The organism is Curtobacterium sp. MCLR17_007, assembly GCF_003234655.2.
GTDB lineage: Bacteria > Actinomycetota > Actinomycetes > Actinomycetales > Microbacteriaceae > Curtobacterium.
The window spans coordinates 471,231-487,604 of the sequence record NZ_CP126271.1; the positions used below are offsets into that span (position 1 = coordinate 471,231).

Sequence of the window (16,374 nt, forward strand, 5' to 3'; positions counted from 1 at the left end):
TGAGCGTAGTCGGCGGCGTCAGCTGGTCACGCGCGGCCGGGGCGTGATCGGTCTCGGGACGAGACGACGGCGCAGGGCCCGGCCCAGCGGCGTGTCGATCCACCGGTGCACCACCCACCCGAGTGCAACCGCCAGCGCCACTGACGCGAGGACCACCGGCCACCAGGGCACGTCCGATCCGCTGGCGCGGCCGAGCAGCCGGGGGATGGCCTGGGCCACGAGCGGGTGCGTCAGGTAGATCGCGAAGGCGGCTTCACCCCCGAGCACCATCCAGTTCGGGACACGCGCACCGACACGGCGCTCGGACGCGATCAGCAACGCGAACGCACCCGACAGCGCGAGGAAGACCAGTACTCCGAAGCCGAACGGCATCTCCCGCCGAGCCGCTTGGACGACCCCGTAGACCACGCTGACCCCGACGCTCGCGATGAGTGTCGGCAGCACCCTGCCCGTCCGGGTGGCTCGCCCGATCCACATCCCCACCAGCAGGAACAGCACCACCGGGTCGGCGTAGAACCACAGCACGCTGCCGCCGTCCGGACGCCAGACCGCGAGCACGGCGACCACGACGAGGATCGGCGTCAGCAGGCGCATCGGATCGACCCGCACCGCGAGGGCGACCGCGACGAGCAGGTAGAAGGCCGCCTCGAACACCAGGGTCCACTCGACGCCCCACAGCGTGCGGAAGTCCCCGTCCGGGTCGCGTGACGGCACGAGCAGGAGCGATGCGACGATCCGGGTCGGGGTGAGTCCGCCGTCGAACATCGCTGCGGGAGTGAGCACCGCGGCGGCGACCTTGATCGCCGTCATCGCCCACGCGAGCGGCAGGATGCGCGTCGCTCGACGGATCGCGAACACCTTCCAGTCGGGTTCGCGGCCGGAGTCGACCACGTGTACGACCACGAAGCCGCTGATCAGGAAGAAGGTCCACACGCACAGGTTCCCCACGAGCTGGATCTCCGGCGCGCGGTCGGTCGCCCCTGCATCGCGGTTGAACCAGTGGCAGGCATGGAAGGCCACCACCACCAGCGCGCTGACGAGACGGAGCGCTTGGACTCCTCGGTAGGTGCGGATGTCCACGGTGTTCCCCTCGACGTGCCGGACTGGTCTCAGCAGTCTGGCGCAACATCACCGCAAAGAATGCATATTTTGCATGTTGTGGACGAACGGAAGGCCGTCCACAGCATGTGGACGGCCTTCCTGCATGGCTGATCGGGGTCAGCCGGCGGTCACCGTGTTGTCGCTGCCGAGGTCCTCGACCTGGCTCTCGCCGCCGTGGGTCACGGTGTTGCCGCTGCCCGGGACGACGATCGAACCGGCGGACTCGGCGTGGACCGTGATGCCGCTGCCTTCGACGACGAGCTTCTCGACGGCACCGACCGAGAACTGCGCACCCTGCTCCGCAGTGCCGACGATCGCGACGGACGGGCACTCGGCGACCTCGACGGCCTCGTCGGCCTTCGCCTGCGACGCCAGGATCGTCACCTGTCCGTCGACACACGTGCCGTAGTCGACGGACTCGTGGGTCTGTGAGACGCTGGGCTTGGAGCTCGGAGCCGGGGTGTCCGGGGTCGAGCAGCCTGTCAAGGTCAGCGCGGCGATGACGCCGAGGCCGAGGGCGATGGACTTGCGGGGGCTGAGGTGCTTCATGACTTCCTTCGTTGGGGTGGGGAGTGGTGGTCGGTTCGCAGTTGCCGGGTGGTCGTGGGCGCCCCGCTCAGGCGTCGAGGTCGGGCACGGCGCGTCGTCCAGGACGCGCAGCCGGGGCCGGGGCGTCGGACTCCTCGGCGTAGACGTAGTAGGACGACGAGCCCTCGTGCTTCTTCGTCCGCCGCATGGTCATGACGACGCCCAGCGCTCGCGTGCCGACGTTCTCGAGCGTGGCGATCGCGGCACGGAGCTGCGGGCGTGATGTCCGGCCCGCTGCGACGATCAGCAGCGCGCCTCCCGTCAGGCGGCTCAGGATGGCTGCATCCGTCACGGGGAGGACTGGCGGGGCGTCGATCACGACGGCATCGTGGTCGTCGATCAGCGACTCGACCAGCCGGCGCATCGCCTCGCTCGCGAGGAGCTCACTCGGGTTCGGCGGGATGCTCCCGGCCGGCAGGACATGGAGCCCGCCGCGACCCCACGGCACGAGGACGTCCTCGAGTTCCGCCCGGCCGATCAGCAGGTCCGTCAGGCCGACCGAGCCCTCGATGCCGACCATCTCGGCGATACGGGGACGGCGGAGGTCGGCGTCGACAAGGGCGACGCGGCCACCGGCGGCGGCCAAGGTCAGTGCCAGGTTGGCAGCGGTCGTGGACTTCCCCTCCGACGGCATTGCGGAGGTCACCGTGAACGTGCGCTTGGCGTCGTCGAGCTCGACGAACTGCACGTTCGTACGGAGCGTACGGAATGCCTCGGCGCGGGGGTTCCGCGGGTCGTCGTGCACGACGAGGGGCTGAGCCTTGGCGGTGGGGTCGAAGGTGATGTCCCCGAGCACCGGGCTCGACGTGATCGCTTCGATGTCGGCGCGGGAGCGGATCCGAGTGTCCATCGCCTGCTTGAGCAGTGCGGCCGCGATCCCGAGTGCCACGCCGCTGACCAGGCCGAGCGCGATGTTCTTGACGAGGTTCGGCGAATCCGGCTCGGTCGGCAGGGTCGGCGGCTGGATCGTCTGCACGCCGACGAGGGAGGGGCCGCCGTCCATCGGGCGCTCGAGCTTGGCGGTGACGACGGTCGCGAAGCTCTCTGCTGTCGCGGCGGCGATGCGCTTCGCGGTCGCCGGGTCCTGGTCGAGGACGGAGAGGTCGACGAGGACGCTGTTGGCGGGCGACAGCGCGGTGAGGCGGTCGGCGAGCTCCGCGACGTCGGTGTCGAGGTGGAGCTGGTCGATGACGGGCTGCAGGACGGTGGCACTGCGGATCACCTCGAGGTACGAGGTGACCTTCTGCTGTGCGGCGCTGTTGCCCTGCACGACCTCGGATGCGTCGTCGCCGGCGGCTCGGACGGAGATGAACAGCTCGGCTTCGGCGCGGTACAGCGGATCGACGAGGACCGTCGCCGCGACACCGCCGGCGAGACCGCCTGTCACGAAGAGCAGGATCAGCACCCAGGCTCGGCGGCAGGTCTGCAGCATGTCGAGGAAGGTCATCATCACTCCGAGTCGGGATCCGTCATCGCTGATGTGCGATGTCCTGATATAAGTATATCAGACGCAATCAGATACGACAGCAGGGGCGCTCCTGCGTGTGCGGGAGCGCCCCTCTGTGTGGTGCGTTGTGTGTGGTGGTTGTGGTGGGTGGTTAGTTGGTGGTTCTCGGGGTCATGGTGAAGGCCGGGGAGGTGGTGGTGGTGCCATCGGTGCGGGTCTGGACCGCGGTGATCGTGTAGTCCACGTTCGGGCCGTAGCCGCGCCAGAAGAACCACTCGCCGTCCGCGTTCGCGGTGACGGTGTCGAGCACGCCCCACTGGGAGGAGACCTGCACGGTCGCGCCGGGCGAGGCGATGCCCTGCAGCAGGGTTGCCGCGACGTCGTACTTGGCATCGATCGGGCCGGTGATGATGACCGGGGAGGTCTGGGACGGTTTCGGCTTGAGCAGGAACACGTCCGAGGTCGAGGTGGTGCCATCGGTGCGGGTCTGGGTCGCGGTGAGCTGGTAGACCACGTTCGGGCCGAACCCGCGGTAGAACTCCCAGTGGCCGGATCCGTTGGCCGGCACGGTCTTCACGGTGCCGAACTGGCTGCGGATCTCGACCGACGCGTTCGGCGCCGCGGTGCCGGTCACGTGGTTGCCGCCAGAGGTCGGGTCGTACCAGCCCTTCTCGGGTCCGGTGATCACGGCCGGAGCGTTCTGGTCAGCACCCTCGGGGGCGAGGGTGAACGGGTCCGAGGTGGAGCTCTGCCCGCTGATCGTGGTCTGCTTCGCGGTCAGCGTGTAGGCCACGTCGGGGCCGAACCCGCGCCAGAACCCCCACGTGCCGTCCTTGCCCGCGGTGATGGTCTTGATGACGCCCCACTGGTGGGAGACCTCGACGGAGGCGTAGGGGGTCGCGGTGCCGGTGACGTAGCCGTTGACGCCGTTGACGTAGGAGCCGGGGCCCTCGATCGCGACGCGCTGCAGCTGCTGCGCACCGTCGGGGGTGACCTGCACCGTGTCGGTGGTGGTCAGGTTGCCCTTGGACAGCTGCGACACGGTGACATCGATCGGGTCCTTCGACGCGGGGACCTCGATCGGGACGTCGAACGTCCCGCCCGTGACCGTGCCGGTCTCGGTCACCCCGCCGGCCGTGACGGTGATCTTCGCACCGTCCTGCCCCGTGCCCTGCACGTGGACCTCGCCCGGCGTGACCTGCCCCGCCGACGGCGACGTCACATCCACCCCAACACCGAAATCAGCCTCGGTCGTGGTGGTCTGCACGCCCTCGATGCCGGACTGCTCGACGCGGATGGTGTGCTTACCCGCACCCAGCGCATCGATCGGGGTCGACCACGTACCGCCCGTGACCGGAGCGGACCCGATCTGCTTGTTCGTGGCGTCGTCGAACAGTGTGATGGTCGCCCCGTCGACACCGGTGCCGGATGCGGTGGCCTTCTCGGACACGTCAGCATCGAACGCCACCGAACCCGTCGGCACCGCAACGTTGTTCTTGCCCTTGTTGATGACCACCTCGGCGGTCGTGACGTTCTGGCCCTTGGACTTCTGGGTGACCACCAGCGTGTGCTCAGCGGCGCTCAGCTCCGAGGTCTCGAGCGTCCAGGTGTTGTTGCTCAGGACCTCCTTGTCGGCGAGGATGTGCGCCGGATCGCCCTTCTCGGTGACGACTACGGTCGCTCCGGACTGGCCGCGGCCATTCATCTCGAGGGGGCCACCGTCGTGTTCGTAGTCCTCCGGGGGTTCGACGACGCTCACGCCGATGCCGTAGTCGATGTCGTGCGAGACGGGGTCCGTGAGGTCGGATCCTCCGCCCGTCTTGGGTACCTCTTGCCGAGCGGTGATCGTCGTGACACCGCCCTTGTTCGGTGCCGGGAGCAGGTACTCGAAGGTCCCGTCGCTCCCGATCGGCGTCGTGTACTTCTTGCCGTTCGCGGTGAGGACCACGTCGATGTCGGCCTGGCCGCTGCCGTACACCTTCACGCGGTCGCCCACGTTCTTCGTGAACAGGTGCTCGACGGTCAGTGGAACCACGGCGAGATCCGCCTCGACGGTGACGGCGTCGCCGGTCTGCGCGCCGTTCTTCCACTGCTCGACCTTCAGGTCCTGCTTGCCGAGGTGCATGCCAGTCAGGGTCTTGGACCAGGAACCGTCCGGGTTGACCACGGCAGGAATGCTGTCGTTGATGATCACCTGCGTCCCGGCTGCGGCGAAGCCCTTCAGAGTCGCGGTTCGGTCCGGGACCGAGACTGACTCGACGTCCGCCGTCAGCGATTCCGCGCTCACCGGCGTGGTTGAGGTGAGGTCCCAAGAGCCAGCCGAGCCGGACCCTTTGAGCCGGGCGGACACTGAGCCCTGCACTGCTTCGGCGGCGGTGTCGACTGCGATCTCGGGCGACCAGGACCACGTGTGGTTGGCGCCCCAGTACCCGCTCCCTGAGGTACCGCCGGAGCCGCAGGTCAACGTGTGCTGCGAGTTCGTCAGGACACAGTCGACATTTCCCTCGCTTCCCGGGCGATCGAATCCCTTCGCCACGACTGAACTCGAGAAATGCGTCCCAGCCGGAGAGCTGAGAATGACTTGACCGCCTGCCGCCACTGAGGAGTTGACGTTGATGCGGAAGCGCAGATCGACGCGGGCAGGTGTGCCCTTCCGCAACTCGACGAGCGAGCCGTCGACCGAGGTCCAGGGTCCGCTCGTCTGGGCCTTCGTGGATGGTGCAGCCGTCGCCGACGCAACGCCGAAGCTCAAGCCGGACGCGATCGTCGCAGCGGCCATGCCGGCTGCGAGGACTGCCTTGCTGATTTTTCGCATGGGGTGCTTTCTGTGAGGCCGGGCACCCGCGGGTGCATCGGTCTGGCAAACAGGAGGAGCGCGGACGACCAGGCAGGGCGGACCGCGAACATCCAGAATATCATGTGGAATGTTGCATCGCAATATCACGTACGTAGTCAGCCCGCCCGGGCGCGAGGGAAGACTTGCGTCACTCAGACGCAACTTTCAGCTCCCAGAGTTGACGCGCCTCCTGTCAGGAGTAGAGTTGAGCCCATTGGACGCAAGTCCGGCAGACTTCAGCACCACGCACCCAACAGAAGGAGCACAACCACATGGGACGTGCAGTAGGCATCGACCTCGGCACCACGAACTCCGTCGTCTCGGTCCTCGAAGGCGGCGAGCCCACGGTCATCGCGAACGCCGAGGGGCTCCGCACCACGCCGTCGATCGTCGCGTTCACCAAGGACGGCGAAGTGCTCGTCGGTGAGACCGCGAAGCGCCAGGCCGTCACGAACGTCGACCGCACCATCGCGAGCGTCAAGCGCCACGTGGGCACCGACTGGACGACCGAGATCGACGGCAAGAAGTACACGCCGCAGGAGATCTCGGCCCGCACCCTCGGCAAGCTCAAGCGCGACGCCGAGCAGTACCTTGGCGAAGACGTCACCGACGCGGTCATCACCGTGCCGGCGTACTTCAACGACGCCGAGCGCCAGGCCACCAAGGACGCCGGTGAGATCGCCGGGCTCAACGTCCTCCGCATCATCAACGAGCCGACCGCGGCCGCCCTGGCCTACGGCCTCGACAAGGGCAAGGAAGACGAGCTCATCCTGGTCTTCGACCTCGGTGGCGGCACGTTCGACGTCTCCCTGCTCGAGGTGGGCAAGGACGACGACTTCTCCACGATCCAGGTCCGCGCGACCTCCGGTGACAACCGCCTCGGTGGTGACGACTGGGACCAGCGCATCGTCGACCACCTGATCAAGAAGTTCAAGGACGAGCACGGCGTCGACCTGTCCACGGACAAGATCGCCAAGCAGCGTCTGAAGGAAGCGGCGGAGCAGGCCAAGAAGGAACTGTCGAGCCAGATGAGCGCCAGCATTCAGCTGCCGTACCTCACGCTGACCGCCGACGGGCCCCTCAACCTCGACGAGACAATCTCGCGCGCACAGTTCGAGCAGATGACCTCCGACCTGCTCGACCGCACCAAGAAGCCCTTCAACGACGTCATCAAGGAAGCGGGCGTGTCGGTCAACGACATCGCACACGTGGTCCTCGTCGGTGGCTCGACCCGCATGCCCGCCGTGGCCGAGGTCGTCAAGTCGCTGACCGGTGGCAAGTCGCCGAACCAGGGCGTCAACCCGGACGAGGTCGTCGCCGTCGGCGCTGCCCTGCAGGCCGGTGTGCTGAAGGGCGAGCGCAAGGACGTCCTGCTCATCGACGTCACGCCGCTCTCGCTCGGCATCGAGACCAAGGGCGGGCTGATGACGAAGCTCATCGACCGCAACACCGCGATCCCGACCAAGCGCAGCGAGACCTTCACGACCGCTGACGACAACCAGCCGTCGGTCGCGATCCAGGTCTTCCAGGGCGAGCGCGAGTTCACCCGCGACAACAAGCCGCTCGGTACCTTCGAGCTCACCGGCATCGCGCCGGCTCCCCGTGGCGTGCCGCAGGTCGAGGTCACGTTCGACATCGACGCCAACGGCATCGTGCACGTGTCCGCGAAGGACAAGGGCACCGGCAAGGAGCAGTCGATGGTCATCTCCGGCGGCTCGTCGCTGCCGAAGGAGGACATCGAGCGCATGGTCCGCGAAGCCGAGGAGCACGCGGCCGAGGACAAGGCCCGCCGCGAGGCCAACGAGCGTCGCAACCAGGCCGAGCAGCTCGTCTACTCGATCGAGAAGCTCATCAAGGAGAACGACGACAAGCTCCCCGCGGACGTCAAGTCCGAGGTGCAGGCCGACGTCGACGCCCTGAAGTCCGCGCTCGCTGGCGAGGACGACGACGCGGTGAAGACCGCCTTCGACAAGCTCAACGAGTCGCAGGGCAAGCTCGGACAGGCGATCTACTCGCAGCAGGACGCCGGCGCCGCCGGTGCCGCGGGCGGCGAGCAGCCGAACGCCGAGCAGCCGGCCGATGACGAGGACATCGTCGACGCCGAGGTCGTTGACGACGAGGACGACAAGGACAAGAAGTAACGATGACGGACTCCACGAACGACGACAACGTCGAGAACAACGAGGAGCCCCAGGTCGAGGGGGACGCCACCAACGCGTCCCAGCCCGAAGACCTCATCGAGGCAGAGGGGCCGGACGTCGAAGTGCCGACGGACGGCCCCGCCGCCGGGGGTCCCGAGAGCGACCTCAGCCCCGAGGACGAAGCACTCCTGGCCGATGCCGCCCGCGGCATCGAAGAGGACAAGCTGAGCCCCGACGAGCGCGACCTCGTCGCCGAGATGCGTGCGGACATGCTCCGTGCGCAGGCCGAGCTGGTGAACTTCCGCAAGCGCGTCGAGCGTGACCGCGAAGCCAACCGCGAGGTCGCGATCGCCGAGGTCGTCCGGGCGCTCCTGCCGGCGCTCGACGACCTGACCCGGGCCGAGGCCCACGGCGACCTGACCGAGGGCCCCATGCAGGTCATCGGCCAGAAGATCCGCGGTGGCTTCGAGAAGTTCAAGCTCGTGCAGATCGGCGAGAAGGGCGAGGCCTTCGATCCGAACATCCACGAGGCGATCGTGCAGCTCCCGACCCCGGGCGCCACCGGCCAGACCGTGGCGGACGTCGTCGAGCCGGGCTACAAGCTCGGTGAGCGTGTCCTCCGTGCGGCCAAGGTCGCGGTGGCGGTCCCGGCCTGAGCCGGCCGTCACCCGTGGACGCAACAGGAAGGTAGGGACCAGTGGCCAGTCAGGACTGGTTCGACAAGGACTTCTACGCGGTCCTCGGTGTCGACAAGAAGGCATCCGAGGCCGACCTGAAGAAGACCTACCGCAAGCTCGCGCGGCAGTACCACCCGGACTCCAACCCGGGTGACGCTGCGGCGGAGAACCGCTTCAAGGAGATCAGCGAGGCCTACTCGGTGCTCTCCGACAAGGACCAGCGGGCCGAGTACGACCAGGTCCGTGCGATGGGCTCCGGCGCACGATTCACCGCGGGTGGCGCAGGCCAGGGCGGCGGGTTCGAGGACGTCTTCGGCGGGATGTTCGGTCAGCAGGGCGGCGGCGGACAGCGTGTCCGCTTCGGCCAGGGTGGCGGGAACGGCTTCGAGGACATCCTCGGCGGCATGTTCGGTGGTGGCGCCGGGGGTGGCTTCGGCCAGGCCTCCGGCGGGTACCGCGGCTTCGGTGGTCCGACGAAGGGGCGCGACGTCACCGCGACGACGACGCTCGACTTCACCACGGCGATCGCCGGCGACACGGTCAAGCTCTCGCAGGGCAACGGCCGGCCGGTGAACGTCCGGATCCCAGCGGGGGTCGCCGACGGGCAGAAGATCCGGTTGCGGGGTCGCGGCGAGCAGTCGCCCGACGGCGGTGACGGTGGCGACCTGGTCGTCACGGTGCACGTCCGCAAGCACCCGGTGTTCGAACGCGACGGGCAGAACCTCCGTGTGGACGTCCCCGTGACGTTCGTCGAGGCAGCGCTCGGCGCGACGATCCAGGTCCCGACGCTGGGCGGCGAGCCCGTCAAGCTCCGGGTCGCGCCGGGCACGCCCTCGGGTCGTGTCCTGCGCGTCAAGGGGCGTGGGGTCACCACGAAGACCGGGACGGGCGACCTGCTCGCCACCGTCCAGGTGGCGGTGCCCTCGCACCTGTCGGACAAGGCGCGCGAGGCCGTCGAGGCACTCGCGGCGGCCCTGCCTGACGAGGATCCCCGCGAGGACCTGCTCGCCAAGGCGCGCAGCTGACATGCACAAGCCGGTCCGGAGGCTCGGTGCGGTTCCGTCAGGAGCTGGCACCGAGCCTCCGGCCTGTTCTCACCACCACGCGGACGACGGAAGGACCACGCCATGACTGACATGGACGAGAACTCGCCCGTCTTCGCGATCGCCGTCGCGGCCGAGCTGGCGGAGATGCACCCGCAGACGCTGCGGCAGTACGACCGCCTGGGGCTCGTGGTGCCCGGGCGCACCCGGGGCGGCTCGCGCCGGTACTCGATGCGCGACGTCGTGCAACTGCGTGAGATCGGTCGGCTCGGCTCCGAGGGCGTGTCGCTCGAGGGGATCCGCCGCGTGCTGGACCTCGAGAACGAGAACCGCGCGCTGCGCGAGCGGGTCCGCGAACTCGAGACGGCGTTGGCGGACCAGCTCATCAACCGACCGGGTGCCCGGGTCTTCGCGGCGACGGCCACCGGCGCCGCGGTCTCGCTGCGCGCCGGGGCCCGGCCGCAGCGCAACACGCAGATCGTGCTCTGGCGACCGCCGACCTGAGCGGACCATCTGCGATGTGAAATGTCGCCGTGATATTCTGACAGGACGACGCGGACCGAACCGTGTCGGCCGCACCCGTCTGCTGGGTGCCCTGTCAGGAGGTCTCCCCGGTGGCTCTCGCATTCCGTCCCGCACGTTCCGGTCCCGTCGCTTCCACGCCGTCCGGGCCCTCGCGACACCACTCCGTCAGCCCCCGTCGCCAGGCGGTGGCGACCGCCGTCCTTGACCTGCTGCTGCTGGTCGTGGCGTTCGCCGTCGCGCACGTCGTCCGGTTCCCTGGTGAGCTCCGGCCCGTCTCCGGGTCGTTCAGCGCCGGGCTGGTCGAGTTCCTGACCGCTCCGGTCGTCATCGTGCTCTGGATGGTCCTGCTGTCCGCTTTCCGGACCCGCGACCCCCGCATCCGGAGTGCCGGGGGTGACGAGTACCGCCGGCTGCTCACGGCGAGCCTGCTGACGGGTGGCGTCGTCGCGGTCGCCGCCTACGCGCTCGACGTCGCCCTCGCCCGCGGGTACGTCGCGATCGCCTTCCCGCTCGGACTGCTGCTGCTGGCCCTCGGGCGCAAGGCCGTCCGCACGCTCTCGGCCCGACGACGCTCCCTCGGGCGCGACCTGGCCGACGTGCTCCTGGTCGGTGACGCCGAGGACATCCGCTACGTCGGACGCCGGATCATCGCCAGCCCCACCACCGGCTACCGCGTGGTGGCGACCGTGACGGACTGCGTGCGCCCGGGTACGACCCTGCGGATCGACGACGAGGTGCTCCCGGTCCTCGGCGGCACGGACCAGGTGCTCGACGCCGTCCGGTCGTCAGGCGTCGCGGCCGTCGTCGTCGCGGGTGCCGTCGCCGGTGGTCGCGAACGCCTGCGCCGGCTCGGATGGGAACTCGAGGAACTCGGCGTCGAGCTCGTCGTCTCGTCGCCCATCGCCGACATCGACGCCGCACGCGTGCACCACCGGCCCGTCGACGGGCTCCCGCTCATGCACATCGAGACCCCGGACTACGGGCGCCGGACCGGCAAGCGGGCGCTGGACGTGGTCGGTGCGGCGCTCGGGCTCGTGTTGCTCGCGCCCGTGTTCGCGGTCGTCGCGCTGCTCATCCGGCACGAGGACGGCGGCCCGGTCTTCTTCCGACAGACCCGGGTCGGCCGGGGCGGCGAGGCCTTCTCGATCGTGAAGTTCCGCACGATGTGCACCGACGCCGAAGCCCGGGTGGCCGAGCTCGCCGAGCACAACGAGGGTGCCGGGCCACTGTTCAAGATGAAGCAGGACCCGCGGGTCACCCGCGTCGGAGCGGTGCTGCGCACGACCTCGCTCGACGAGCTCCCGCAGCTGTGGAACGTCCTGGTCGGGACGATGAGCCTGGTCGGTCCGCGTCCGGCCCTGCCGCGCGAGGTCGCGCTCTACGCCGACTTCGACGATCGCCGGCTGCTCGTCACGCCGGGCATCACCGGGCTCTGGCAGGTCAGCGGACGGTCGGACCTCGACTGGGCCGACGGCGTCCGGCTCGACCAGCACTACGTCGAAAACTGGTCGTTCCTGCATGACGTCGTGATCCTCGCCAGGACCATCCCGTCCGTCCTGCGCTCCCGCGGCGCTTACTGAGCACACGCGGCACGACACACGACGAAGGGCGGCCGCGCACTGCGCGACCGCCCTTCGTCGTGATCCGGTCTAGGCCGGGACGTAGTCGAACGTGTCCGGGTCCGGGCCGGTGCGGTGGCCCTTGTCGAGCGTGGTGATGTCGGTCATGTCCTCGTCGGAGAGCTCGAAGTCGAAGATCGCGAAGTTCTCCTCGACGCGGGAGCGCGTCACCGACTTCGGGAAAACGATGTCGCCGCGCTGGATGTGCCAGCGGAGCACGACCTGAGCGGGGGACTTGCCGACGTTGCCGGCGATGCGGGTGATCGTCTCGTCGTCGAGGACCAGGCCCTGGGCGATCGGCGACCAGGCCTCGGTCGCGATGCCGAGCTGGCGGTTGTGGGCGCGGAGCTCGTCCTGCGTCAGGTACGGGTGCACCTCGATCTGGTTGACCGACGGCGTGATGGTCGTCTCGGCCTTCAGGCGGTTGAGGTGGTGAGCCTGGAAGTTCGACACGCCGATGGAGCGGGCGGTGCCGTCGCGGTACAGGTCCTCCATGGCCTTCCACGTCGGGACGAAGTCCGTGACGGTCGGGAGCGGCCAGTGGATCAGGAAGAGGTCCATGTAGCCGCCGAGGAGCTCGGCCGACTTCTTGCCGTTCTCGAGCGCCGCCTCGGGGTCGTGGAAGCCGTTGTTGAGCTTCGAGGTGACGAAGATCTCGGAACGGTCGATGCCGGACTCGGCGATCGCCTCACCGACCTCCTTCTCGTTGCCGTACATCTCGGCGGTGTCGATGTGGCGGTAGCCGACCTCGAGCGCGGCGAGCGTCGCTGCCTTGGTCTCGGAGGGATCGATCTGGAACACACCGAAGCCGAGCTGCGGGATGGTCTTGCCGTCATTGAGTGTGATGTTCGGAACGGTCATGGCACCAGACAACCAGCGCGGACCCCGGCGCCGTTCCGACAACACTCAGCGAACGGGGTTCAGGCGAGCGCGGCGGCGATGTAGGCCGCGAGTGCCTCGCCGTACGCCATGGCCGGGTCGGCGGACGCGAAGGTCCGGTCGGCGCCGGAGATCGTCGCGGTGACGGTGTGCACGACCCGGTCGCCGGACGCGACGCGCGTCAGACCGACGAACGAGGGTCCGAGCAGTTCGCGGAGCTGGTCCTCACGTGGCAGCCACAGCGACTCGGCCGCGGTCACCGAGTCGAGCGCCCACTCGGTCGTGCCGTTGAACCCGAGGATCGTGCCGGAGGGGTGGTCGTGCCGCTCCACCGTCATCTCCGACACGGTGTAGACGTCGTCGTCGACGCCCGGCTTGTCGATGACGAAGCGGTCGCCGGTCGCGGGGTTCCAGCGGAGTCCGGCGTCGCGGAGGGTCTTGGCGAGTTCGACGGTGATCACGACACCAACCTGCCACGGACGACCCGGGGACGCCCCGGGAAGCGACGCCCGGTCGACGGTGTGCCGACGCACGTGTTCCGGAAGGCAACGCGTACTACCATCGCGGAGCACCCACGTGCGCGGGCGCTCCATTCGTCACCGCGCGCGCGACGCGACGACGCCCGGACGACCGGTGCCGTGCCTCCAGGCCGTTGGCCCGGTCGCGGACGGCACCGCCGGCCGGGCCCCGACCACGGTGGACCACCGGAGTGGCCCGCCCAGAGAAGGACCGCTATGACCCTCGAACGCGAGGAACTCCAGGGCGACTGGACCGTCTCGATCGGCGACGACACCGTGCCGGCCGGCGTCCCGGCGGAGGTGCTCGGCGCGCTCCGCGGCGACGGCATCAGGGCGACGGTCCCCGGGCAGGTGCACACCGACCTGGAGCGCGAGGGACTGCTCGCGGACCCCTCGTTCGACCGCAACGAGGCGGCAGCGGCGTGGGTCGGCCGCGCGGACTGGACGTACCGCCGACAGCTCGACGTGGACCCCCGCGGACACGAGCGGGTCGACCTGGTGTGCGACGGCCTCGACACGGTCGCCGAGCTCAGCCTGGACGGCGTCGTCGTGGGCACGACGCGGAACATGCACCGTCGCTACCGCTTCGACCTGCGCGACCGCATCGGCGCCGGTGGTGGCCAGGACAAGACGCTCGAGGTGCTGTTCGAGTCGCCGTACCGCGAGGCCGGCCGCGTCGCCGCTCGGGCCGGCGCGATGCCCGGCCCGTACGACGAGCCGTTCCCCTACGTCCGCAAGATGGCGTCGAACTTCGGGTGGGACTGGGGGCTCACCGCGGTGACGAGCGGCCCCTGGCGTCCGGTCGCGATCGAGCGGTGGTCCACCGCCCGGCTGCGTGACGTCCGTCCACTGGTCGACGTCGAGGCGGGCGAGGGGGTGCTCGACGCGCACATCGCGTTCGAGCGCTCGGGACCGGACCCGCACGGTGACACCACGGGTGACCTGGACCAGGACGGCGAGGACGACGACCTGGTGCTCGTGGTCACGGTCGCGGGGGAGACCGCCGAGGGCACGAAGACCCGGCAGCGGTCCCGTGCGCAGGTGACGCCGAAGGAAGAGGAGACCGTCGTCACGGTCCGCATCCCCGACGCCCGGCTCTGGTGGCCGCGGGGGTACGGCGAGCAGCCGCTCTACGAGGTGTTCGTCGAGCTGCAGACGGTCGAGGGCGAGGTCCTGGACCGCCGGACCTTCCGCACGGGCTTCCGCTCCACGCGCATCGACACGACCAAGGACGACGTCGGGCGCCCGTTCGACATCCACGTCAACGGCACCCTGATCGACGTGCGCGGGGTGAACTGGATCCCCGACGACGTCATCGTCTCGCGGGTGGACCGTGCGCGGTACGAGGACCGGTTGCGGGCAGCGGCATCGCTCAACACGAACCTCGTGCGCGTGTGGGGTGGCGGCGTGTACGAGTCGCACGACTTCTACGAGGTCTGCGACGAGCTCGGGCTGCTCGTGTGGCAGGACTTCCCGTTCGCGTGCTCGGCCTACCCCGAGGACGAACCCCTGCGCAGCGAGGTCGTCGCCGAGGCGCGGGACAACGTCGCGCGGCTGTCGCGTCACCCCTCGCTCGTGCTGTGGAACGGCAACAACGAGAACATCTGGCTGCACGACGCCGACAACTGGGGCGATGCCCTGGGTGAGCGGGGCTGGGGGCTCGACTACTACCTCGACCTGCTGCCCACGATCGTCGACGCGGTCGACCCGTCGCGCTTCTACACGGTGGCGTCGCCCTGGTCCGGGTCCGAGACGCTGCCCGCCAACGACGTCGACAACGAGACGCACCACTCGTGGGACGTCTGGAACCGACTGTCCGACGACCACTACCGGGACTCCGTCCCGCGGTTCGTCTCGGAGTTCGGCTGGCAGGCGCCGCCCGCCTGGCGCACGCTGCGCGACGCGGTGACCGACGAGCCGATGACCCCGACGTCACCCGGCGTGGTCCACCACCAGAAGGCCGCCGACGGCATGGCCAAGCTCGCGCGCGGGCTCGAGCCGCGGTTCGGCACCGGCTGGGACACCGACCTGGACCGCTGGCACTACCTGACGCAGCTGCAGCAGACGCGCGCGATCGCCACGGGTGTCGAGCACTGGCGGACCCACTGGCCGCGCAACTCCGGCGTCGTGGTCTGGCAGCTCAACGACCTGTGGCCGGTCTCGTCGTGGTCGGCGATCGACTCCGCCGGGCGGCTGAAGCCGCTGGCGCACGAGCTGCGTCGCCTGTACGACGACGTGCTGCTGACGATCCGCCCGGCATCGCGGGTGCCGGTGACGGTCGGGCGTCCGGCTGCGGACAGTGCGGGACGGACAGGAGGCTCGGACCAGACCACCGCGTCGCTGCCGGTCCCCGAGACGGCTGGTGGCGCTGGCGCTGGCGCTGGCGCTGCCGGTGCCGCTGCCGCTGGCACGTCCGGCGCCGCTGGCGTGCCCGGCGACACCGCCGTGCTCGACCGTCCGGACGACGGGACGCCGTCCCCGATCGAGGTCGCCGTGCGCTCGACGCGTCGCGGGCTCGACAGCGTGGTGCGGGTGCGGCGGGTCGACCTGACCGGTCGGGTGCTCGCCGAGGCCGAGCTGCCGGTGCGGCTGGACAAGGCCGGTGTCGCCGTGGTGACCCTGCCGTCGTCGGTGGGGGTCGTCGCGGACCCGACGGCCGAGCTGGTGGTGGCCGACATGGACTGGCGACGTGCGGTGTGGACGCCGGGGCCCGACCAGGACATGCGCTGGGAGCCGGCGCACTACCGGGCATCGTTCACCCCGGCCGCGGACGGCGACGGGCTCGACCTGGTCGTCGAGGCCGAGTCGCTCGTGCGGGACCTGCTGCTGCAGCCCGACCGGGTCCAGCCCGCCGGGGTCGTCGACCGCGGGTTCATGACGCTGCTGCCGGGGGAGCGCGTGGCCTACCGGCTGCACGGCGTCTCGGAGGCGGACATCCCGTCGCTCACGGGGGACGCCGTGCTGTGGAGCCTCGACCGGGTCCTCGCGCGCTAGCAGTTC

General features: G+C 69.6%; 12 protein-coding genes. 6 read left to right on the forward strand and 6 right to left on the reverse strand.

The window, feature by feature from the left end; translation table 11 throughout:
- Positions 1-18 precede the first annotated feature (18 nt).
- The 4 genes from DEJ13_RS02345 to DEJ13_RS02360 all read right to left on the reverse strand — a co-directional run bounded on the left by DEJ13_RS02345 (position 19) and on the right by DEJ13_RS02360 (position 5,951).
- Complete coding sequence (locus DEJ13_RS02345; RefSeq protein WP_181437144.1) at positions 19-1,080, reverse strand: acyltransferase family protein; 1,062 nt, start codon at positions 1,078-1,080, stop codon at positions 19-21.
- 138 nt (positions 1,081-1,218) lie between these two features.
- Positions 1,219-1,650, reverse strand: coding sequence for a DUF3060 domain-containing protein (locus DEJ13_RS02350; protein WP_111108101.1), 432 nt, complete (start codon positions 1,648-1,650; stop codon positions 1,219-1,221).
- 67 nt (positions 1,651-1,717) lie between these two features.
- The gene (locus tag DEJ13_RS02355) at positions 1,718-3,136 is read right to left on the reverse strand and encodes a tyrosine-protein kinase domain-containing protein (RefSeq protein WP_181437145.1); all 1,419 of its coding nucleotides are present in this window, start codon (positions 3,134-3,136) and stop codon (positions 1,718-1,720) included.
- 151 nt (positions 3,137-3,287) lie between these two features.
- Positions 3,288-5,951 (reverse strand): hypothetical protein, encoded by a 2,664-nt coding sequence (locus DEJ13_RS02360; RefSeq protein ID WP_284158131.1) that lies wholly within the window; start codon positions 5,949-5,951, stop codon positions 3,288-3,290.
- A gap of 293 nt (positions 5,952-6,244) precedes the next feature.
- On the opposite strand from DEJ13_RS02360, the gene dnaK reads away from it, so the two are divergent.
- The 5 genes from dnaK to DEJ13_RS02385 all read left to right on the forward strand — a co-directional run bounded on the left by dnaK (position 6,245) and on the right by DEJ13_RS02385 (position 11,938).
- Positions 6,245-8,113, forward strand: coding sequence for a molecular chaperone DnaK (gene dnaK / locus DEJ13_RS02365; RefSeq protein ID WP_111107975.1), 1,869 nt, complete (start codon positions 6,245-6,247; stop codon positions 8,111-8,113).
- 2 nt (positions 8,114-8,115) lie between these two features.
- Complete coding sequence (locus DEJ13_RS02370) at positions 8,116-8,769, forward strand: nucleotide exchange factor GrpE (protein WP_111107974.1); 654 nt, start codon at positions 8,116-8,118, stop codon at positions 8,767-8,769.
- A 41-nt stretch (positions 8,770-8,810) separates the two neighbouring features.
- Complete coding sequence (locus DEJ13_RS02375) at positions 8,811-9,815, forward strand: DnaJ C-terminal domain-containing protein (protein ID WP_056123364.1); 1,005 nt, start codon at positions 8,811-8,813, stop codon at positions 9,813-9,815.
- A 111-nt stretch (positions 9,816-9,926) separates the two neighbouring features.
- Positions 9,927-10,337 carry a heat shock protein transcriptional repressor HspR gene (locus DEJ13_RS02380; RefSeq protein WP_056124003.1) on the forward strand — a complete coding sequence of 137 codons (411 nt, stop codon included), beginning with the start codon at positions 9,927-9,929 and terminating at the stop codon, positions 10,335-10,337.
- 110 nt (positions 10,338-10,447) lie between these two features.
- Positions 10,448-11,938, forward strand: coding sequence for a sugar transferase (locus DEJ13_RS02385; RefSeq protein WP_181437132.1), 1,491 nt, complete (start codon positions 10,448-10,450; stop codon positions 11,936-11,938).
- A gap of 69 nt (positions 11,939-12,007) precedes the next feature.
- Here the strand turns inward: DEJ13_RS02385 and DEJ13_RS02390 are convergent, their stop codons facing one another.
- On the reverse strand, positions 12,008-12,838 hold the full coding sequence (locus DEJ13_RS02390; RefSeq protein ID WP_111107972.1) for an aldo/keto reductase: 831 nt from the start codon (positions 12,836-12,838) through the stop codon (positions 12,008-12,010).
- Between the two features lie 59 nt (positions 12,839-12,897).
- Positions 12,898-13,317, reverse strand: coding sequence for a hypothetical protein (locus DEJ13_RS02395; RefSeq protein WP_056123355.1), 420 nt, complete (start codon positions 13,315-13,317; stop codon positions 12,898-12,900).
- 273 nt (positions 13,318-13,590) lie between these two features.
- Between DEJ13_RS02395 and DEJ13_RS02400 the strand changes: the two genes are divergently transcribed.
- Positions 13,591-16,368, forward strand: coding sequence for a glycoside hydrolase family 2 protein (locus tag DEJ13_RS02400; protein ID WP_111107971.1), 2,778 nt, complete (start codon positions 13,591-13,593; stop codon positions 16,366-16,368).
- The last annotated feature ends 6 nt before the right edge of the window (positions 16,369-16,374 follow it).